This window comes from Dictyobacter formicarum, assembly GCF_016587435.1.
Genome location: NZ_BNJJ01000026.1, coordinates 112,166 through 118,975, shown reverse-complemented (window position 1 = coordinate 118,975; position 6,810 = coordinate 112,166). Strand labels below are relative to the sequence as shown.

Sequence of the window (6,810 nt, the reverse complement as noted above, 5' to 3'; positions counted from 1 at the left end):
AAGCTCTCGACGGCAGCCGCGACGGCCGCGCGCGCCTGCTCCGCATTGGTGACATCCAGTGTTACAGCGCGTACCTGTTCTTTGTAGCGCTCGACGAGATCATTGAGTTGCTCTGGCTTGCGTGCAGTGGCCAGCAAGTAGTCTCCCTGTGCCAGCACGGCCTCGGCCAGGCTGCGACCGAAACCACGTGAGCTACCAGTAATCAACCAGACTTTCGACATTCTCTCTATCCTTTCATCGGAAGAACAGCTATAAAGCAATTGACCCCTCCCTGTTATGAAGGAGCAGGAATCTTGTATGGTGGAATTATAGAGTTGGGGAAGAATCGGAACCAGGAGTGTGGTTATCATAGGTGTAAAAGTAACACGTTTGTTCTTGTATGCATGCAGAGGGAGGGAGAGGGAATCGCATGATAGATGAGGCACAGCGGCGGGTGCAGCTCGCCGATTTCTTGAAGACGCGTCGTGCTCGCCTGCGTCCAGAGCAGCTAGGGCTGCCCGTGGTCGGCAGGAGGCGTACCCCTGGACTACGCCGCGATGAAGTGGCGCTGCTTGCCGGGATTGGCGTTTCCTGGTACACCTGGCTTGAACAGGGACGACCCATTACGGTCTCGGATCAGGTGCTTGAAAGCCTGGCTCGTATCTTGCAACTCGATGCTACTGAGCATCGCCACCTCTATGTGCTGGCACGCGGCATGGTGCCAGTCACCATCGAAGAGCACACCCTCGACCAGCCTCCCGTCAACCTGCTAGCCGTTATGGATGCGCTGGGGAATAGTCCGGCCTATGTGCTGGACCAATATCTCAATGTCGTGGCCTGGAACGCTAGTGCCGCCCGCGTTTTCGGTGATTTTGGGCAACTGTCGGGCCGAGAGCGCAACGTCATCTGGCAGATTTTTACCCATCCTGCGCAGCGCACACTTTATGTGCAGTGGGAAGAGTCAGCCCGGCACGCTATTATGACCTTTCGCACGGTCAGTGATCAACATGCCGGAGAAGCCTGGTGCGAGCAGCTGATTGCTGATCTGCAACAAGCCAGTCCAGAATTTCGCCGCTGGTGGACTCAACACGACATCGAATGGTCCTGCAATCCCGATCACCAGAAAGAGCTCAACCATCCGCAAGTCGGACGCCTGCACGTCCTTGGCACGACATTGATTAGCCCGGACACCTCAAACTTCAGACTGGTAACCTTCACACCACGCACGCAAGATACCGCGGCCAAACTGGCGGCATTAACGCAGACCGAGAGCAAAAGCTATAGCCTGCTCTAGCGGCCGCTAATAGGCACGCTCATATTCTGTTGTCGCGTGCTGGGGCCGCGAGCTTTGCGAGGCGGCCCCAGCCGGGGCCAGCCCCAATGCTTTAAATTTAAGCGAAGAACCAAAAGCAACAATCAACAAGAAAACCGTAGGTGCGCCCCTTGCGGGCGCTGAGGCCTGCACCTACGCCTGCTCGGCGCCAGGCGAGGAACCGCTGGCCGTGCTGGAGAGGCCTTCAAACTCCTCAAAGGCCGCGCGCAACGTAGGTGGAATGGGGTGTGGTCGGCCGGTATGATAATTGCACCAGACCAGCACCGAACGGCCAGTAGCAAACACACGGCTATGATCAGTGCTATCGCGAATTTCATGTTCCATAACAAAACTTGTGCGTCCAATCTTCACCACCTTCACTCCCACCTCCGCGCGATCCGAGCGCACCAGGGGCAACAAATATGTACAGGTATTCTCCTTGACCAGCATGCCATAGTGATAACCCCGAGGACCGGTCTTGATGCGCGGATTATGCTCGCCATCCGCCTCTTCCTCCTCCGCCTGCACCGGCGTCTCATCCGCATGGCGCCACGGCTTCAACCGATCAAAATAAAAGCTGCGCGCCTCCTCCAGATAGACAAAATAGACGGTATTATTCACGTGGGCCAGGGGATCTAAATCACGAAAACGTATCTGCACCGGATACCAGCAATGATAGGTCTCAGAGGACATGGTTTTTGTTACCTTCCTTCATCTAACGTTGCTCCCTTCCCAACTCATACAGCGAAGAGGCACGACGAAATTGTTCTGGCTAAGCCTACCATATTATATCTATTCCCGTCGATAGCCAATCTCGCGGAAAAAATGACCTCCTCGCGTACGCAAATAGTAGCGCCTCTTTCTCTTTGATCCAACTGTCCTACTTCATCTTATCCTCTTGCCAGGAGAAGGTGCTCTGGCCGCGCTTGCCTTCTGACAAAAGGAATCTTTACTTCGATTGCTACTTCACGCCTATCATGTTACAATCGGGGCATTAATAAATAGCTGAGCAAATGCTAACTATATTTAAAGCTTAAGCTGTGCACAGAGATGAAATGATGGAATTATTGCACGATGGAACAAAGTGCAATACACAGAAATAGCGAGAATATCGAAATTATCTCCCCACATCATATGTGGAGCCTCTTAAAAATCAGGAGAAAGTTTGATGGATCAACAAGACGACCTGACACACCATCAGTTTGGGAAATACCGCGTTGAGCGGCCGATCGGCGAGGGAGGTTTCGCCAAAGTCTACATGGGCACGCATATCTACATGAACAACCAGGTGGCGATCAAGGTCCTCAATGTGCGGCTCGATGCCGAGAGTGTGGCCGCCTTTTTGAATGAGGCCAGGACCATTGCCAGCCTGGATCATCCGCATATCGTGCGCGTGCTCGACTGCGATGTGGAGCACAAGACCCCCTATCTGGTTATGAGCTATGCCCCCAATGGTTCGCTGCGCCATTGCCATCGTCGTGGTGAACGTGTGCTGCTCGATCTGGCCTTGAGCTATGCGGGACAGGTGGCGGACGCCTTGCAGTATGCGCATGACCAGCGCATCATCCACCGCGATGTTAAGCCGGAGAACATGCTGATCGGCAAGAATCACGAGATCCTGCTCAGCGATTTCGGTATCGCCCTGGTGGGCCAGAGCTCGCAGGTCTCGCGCACACAGGACGTGACCGGGACCGTGACGTATATGGCGCCGGAGCAGATTCAGGGCAAGCCAGTGCGCGCGACCGACCAGTATGCGCTGGCCGTGACGCTCTATGAATGGCTGGCTGGTGAGCCTCCCTTCCGTGGCTCGCTGCCCGAGATGTATGCCCAGCACCTGACCGCGGAGCCGCCGCCGCTGGACAAGAAAGTCTTTGGTCTGCCGCCCAACGTGACCGCGGCCATTCATCGCGCTCTATCCAAGCAGCCAGATCAGCGCTTCCCCACCATCGCCGCCTTCGCGCAGGCGCTGAAGGACCCCAATTATCGGAACGATCCCGCCAGCAACGCCGGCAACCTTGCGTCCACGGTGAGCGCGTCAACGCAGTATGCTGGCAAGCCACCGGTCGAGCCAACAGTGAAGGTAGCGACAGAGACACATACGCCACCGCCACCCAGAATCGATCCAGCCGGGGCGCGTATGACACCACCTGGGAGCGGCCCTCAGCCTCCACCCTACCAATCCGGGCCCGCCGGGGCATATAATGTGCCGCCTGTGACGACCGGTCCTCAGCCATATAGCCAGGGGCCGCAGTACTCGTATCCGCCACAGCAGTCATATCAGTACCATCACCAGTCTTTTCAGTCGACGTATATGCCGCCGCCGCGCAAGCGCAAGAAGAATCCAATTGGCTTACTCGTTGGCGTGATACTGGGATCTATTGTGGTGTTGTGTATTTTCAGTTCAGTGATGTCGTCTTTCACCAAAAGCTTTAATACAAATAATAGTAGTACCGATACGACCCAATCGGACGTATTCGCGAAAGATAAGGGTACGCAGCTCTACGCGGCCGATTGGTCAAAAAACAGCAATGGCTGGAGGCTTGGAGGGCAGTGGAAGTATGCAAATGGTACTATTGCCAGTGATGGAACTGCCGCCAGGTCTGACAACTATCTTAACCCGATAAATCCAAACTACTTCCTGCCGGCGCCCTTTCTACCGCCCTCAAGTGACTACATTATCGAGACAAAAATTCAGTATAACAACACCACCGACGTATCCACCTATCCAGTCGACACCCAGGTCGGTATCTTTTTCCGCACGGATAGCTCTCATAACGGCTATATCGCCAACGTGACCTCTGGTGGCTGGCACCTTTATCGCTACGAGGGTGGGAATAACACCAGCCTCGCTAGCGATTATGGCAACGAATTGAATACCACTCCACATACTTATTCCATCAAAGTCAAAGGCAATACCATCGCCATGGCGATTGATGGTCAAGTTGTTGGACAGGTAACGGACAATCGGTTCAGCCGAGCCGGAATGATTGGATTGATCGATGCCGGCAACGACATTAACGTTTCTAGTTTCGCCGTCTATCAAGTTGCTTCCTGATTATGTTCTCGATGCCAGCCGGGCAGTGGCTCACGCGCTGCCAGCCAGCTGGCTGGAATAGCGGTCGTGCCAGTGTAGGTTGCGACGATGCCCCCGACCATGGCACAGGTCGTGTCCACATCACCAAGGGCGCTGGCCGTGAGCCAGAGGGCCTCTTCGTAATTATTGAGCCGCTCGCCTGTGCACCAGAGCACAAACGGCACCGTATCCTGGGACGAGATGTTGCTACCATTGCCAAGCTGGTTGACCACAGCATCCAGGGACGTGTGCTCGGAGAAGTCGCGGGCCCAGCGCACTTTGCGCCTCACCTCGCTACTGGGAATGTATGGCAGGATCAGCTCCAGAAATTCAGCCCGCCCGGGCAGCTGCCCGGATTGGCGCAATTGCCAGGCATAAGCGGTCGCGACCGCGACGGCAATCGCGCCCGCGATCGCTTCCGGATGCGTATGGGTAACGCTGGTTGCCAGCTCCGCTTGCTCGCTCACAACCCCCAGATCATCGGCGAAGTAGGCACCCAGGGGTGCGATGCGCATGGCCCCACCATTGCCAAACGAGCCCTGGCCAGAAAATTGTTGCGCGGCCGCCTCGCGCCAGGGCGTGCCCGCGCGGATCGAGCGCAGCAGATAATGCATCGAAGGACCATAGGCGCGGGACCCCTCGTAATGCTCCGCGAAGCTCTCCGCCAGCTCCGCCTGCCGAATCGAGCCATGCTGGCGCAGGATCGACACGATCGACAGCGCCATCTGCGTATCATCCGTATAGGGCCACGGTGCTCCAGCAGAGTCCGATTCGCCAGACGCTCAGCCACCTGCTCCCGCTGCTTAAAAAACAGGCTCCCAAAAGCATCTCCCACCGCCAACCCCTCCAACGCCTCCAGTGCCCTCCCCAGCCGCTCCTCATGCCGATTTGTATTCTCCATCAATCTTTCCCTTTATGATCCACAAATTATACAATTAATCCCTATTGTAGGGTATGAATAATGTGTGCCGCCAGGCGACGCCGCATGCACAATTCCCATCACACGAAAACATTGGGAATCGAAACGCATCGTAGGTTCGAGGCTTGCCCTCGATTGCCCCACCGTTTGTGGGGCCCTGTGTCCCTATGACGGGGCTTCGCTCTTCACCATCACGTCGCCCCATGCGGTGCCCAAAAGAAAGGTCCGCTTTTGGGCACCGCGTGGGCAAAGGTGTGATGCCACGAGGTACCGAGCGGCGAGGATACGGGGTCGCCCGCTCTGCGGAGGGGCGACAATCGGGGGCAAGCCCCGAACCTATGGGGATCGCTTTCGTGGTTCGGAGGCGTTCGCGTATGGCTACCGTGATGGCGTTACGTGCTCAGGGCCGGTGGGATCTCGCTGTTTTGCAGCAAGAAGTTCTTGAAGGCGCGGGCGGTGGCCGACAGGTTTTTGTCTTTCAGGTGGACAAGACGCCATTGGAGCGTGATGGGAAAGCCTTCGGCGTCGAGGATGACGAGGCGGTTCGTTTCCAGCTCGATATCGATGGCGACGCGCGAGATCAGGGCGATGCCGAGTCCGGCGGCGACGCTCTGCTTGATGGCGCTGTTGTTTCCCATCTGCATGCTTACCAGGAGTGGATAGCCGGCGTTCTGGAAGGCCTGCTCAAGGGCGCTGCGGGTACCGGAGCCCACCTCGCGCAGCAGGAAGTGCTCGCGTGCCAGTTCCGCGAAGGGGATACGCTTACAACCGGCCAGGCGGTGGGTGGGCGGCGCAATTAAGACCAACTCGTTGGGCGCAAACGGTGCCACAAACGCGGGCAGCTCCGTAGGAATTTTGCCCATAATGACCATATCCACGCGGTTCTGGCTCAAGTCATCAACCAGGTAGCCGCGATTAACGACCTCCAGCGTAATCTCAACGTTGGGATAGAGCTGGCGGAACTTGCCCAGCACACGCGGCACTACATACGTGCCCACGGTCGTGTCCGCGCCCACGCGCAGATGCCCATAGTGAGGATTGCGTAGCGTATCCATGGTCTCGATCGTTTCGTCGATCAGGGCAAAAATCTTCTCACTATAGCGGTAGAGCTCTTCACCAGCGGGCGTCAGATGGGTCTTATGCCCAATTTTGTCGAAGAGCCGCACTCCCAGAGAGTTTTCTAGCAGGCGAATCTGGGCCGAGACAGCTGGTTGGCTAAAGTGCAGTTCCTCGGCGGCACGACTATAACTGCAATGCTTCGCCACCACCTGAAACGTCGCCAGGCGGTGCAAGTTCAGTTGGTGCATCGTTGCTCCCTCCAGCTCAAAGTTGATAAGCATATTGTTATATAGCATATAAACAGTTTTCTCCCACTGTCAAGATCCATTGAGCACTAATTTCAAGAAAATGGACTCGTCAACACACCACTTTTTCAAGGTCATGATGCAGCTAGAGCCTCTTGTAAGCGTCTTCGAGCTGCCTTTGGGCGCCCACGAACATGTCTTACAGTTGTAGTTAAACGTGGCC

The 6,810-nt window shown here is 56.1% G+C and carries 6 protein-coding genes; 2 read left to right on the top strand and 4 right to left on the bottom strand.

All coding sequences use genetic code 11. The features are described 5' to 3' along the window. Nucleotides 1–221 (bottom strand): SDR family NAD(P)-dependent oxidoreductase (locus tag JMI88_RS32920; protein ID WP_201366270.1); only part of this gene is annotated, 221 nt, incomplete at its 3' end. A gap of 188 nt (nucleotides 222–409) precedes the next feature. Here JMI88_RS32920 and JMI88_RS32915 point away from each other — a divergent pair. Beyond that, a complete protein-coding gene (locus JMI88_RS32915) occupies nucleotides 410–1,273 on the top strand; it encodes a helix-turn-helix transcriptional regulator (protein ID WP_201366269.1) in 864 nt (287 codons plus the stop codon). Between the two features lie 171 nt (nucleotides 1,274–1,444). Here JMI88_RS32915 and JMI88_RS32910 read toward each other — a convergent pair whose 3' ends face one another. After that, nucleotides 1,445–1,984 carry an acyl-CoA thioesterase gene (locus JMI88_RS32910; protein ID WP_201366268.1) on the bottom strand — a complete coding sequence of 180 codons (540 nt, stop codon included), beginning with the start codon at nucleotides 1,982–1,984 and terminating at the stop codon, nucleotides 1,445–1,447. A gap of 475 nt (nucleotides 1,985–2,459) precedes the next feature. Between JMI88_RS32910 and JMI88_RS32905 the strand changes: the two genes are divergently transcribed. Further along, the gene (locus JMI88_RS32905; protein WP_201366267.1) at nucleotides 2,460–4,346 is read left to right on the top strand and encodes a serine/threonine protein kinase; all 1,887 of its coding nucleotides are present in this window, start codon (nucleotides 2,460–2,462) and stop codon (nucleotides 4,344–4,346) included. Here the strand turns inward: JMI88_RS32905 and JMI88_RS32900 are convergent. Beyond that, nucleotides 4,331–5,089: an ADP-ribosylglycohydrolase family protein gene (locus JMI88_RS32900; protein WP_201366266.1), complete on the bottom strand. Its 759-nt coding sequence runs from the start codon at nucleotides 5,087–5,089 to the stop codon at nucleotides 4,331–4,333. The two genes, JMI88_RS32905 and JMI88_RS32900, sit on opposite strands and share 16 nt — an antisense overlap. A gap of 586 nt (nucleotides 5,090–5,675) precedes the next feature. Next, nucleotides 5,676–6,590 (bottom strand): LysR family transcriptional regulator, encoded by a 915-nt coding sequence (locus tag JMI88_RS32895; RefSeq protein WP_201366265.1) that lies wholly within the window; start codon nucleotides 6,588–6,590, stop codon nucleotides 5,676–5,678. Nucleotides 6,591–6,810: the final 220 nt, after the last annotated feature.

Excerpts from the sequence above, each read along its gene's own strand:
- JMI88_RS32910 (WP_201366268.1), bottom strand. The coding sequence starts at position 1,984 with ATGTCCTCTGAGACCTATCATTGCTGGTATCCGGTGCAGATACGTTTT.
- JMI88_RS32905 (WP_201366267.1), top strand. The coding sequence starts at position 2,460 with ATGGATCAACAAGACGACCTGACACACCATCAGTTTGGGAAATACCGC.
- JMI88_RS32900 (WP_201366266.1), bottom strand. The coding sequence starts at position 5,089 with ATGGCGCTGTCGATCGTGTCGATCCTGCGCCAGCATGGCTCGATTCGG.
- JMI88_RS32895 (WP_201366265.1), bottom strand. The coding sequence starts at position 6,590 with ATGCACCAACTGAACTTGCACCGCCTGGCGACGTTTCAGGTGGTGGCG.
- JMI88_RS32915 (WP_201366269.1), top strand. The coding sequence starts at position 410 with ATGATAGATGAGGCACAGCGGCGGGTGCAGCTCGCCGATTTCTTGAAG.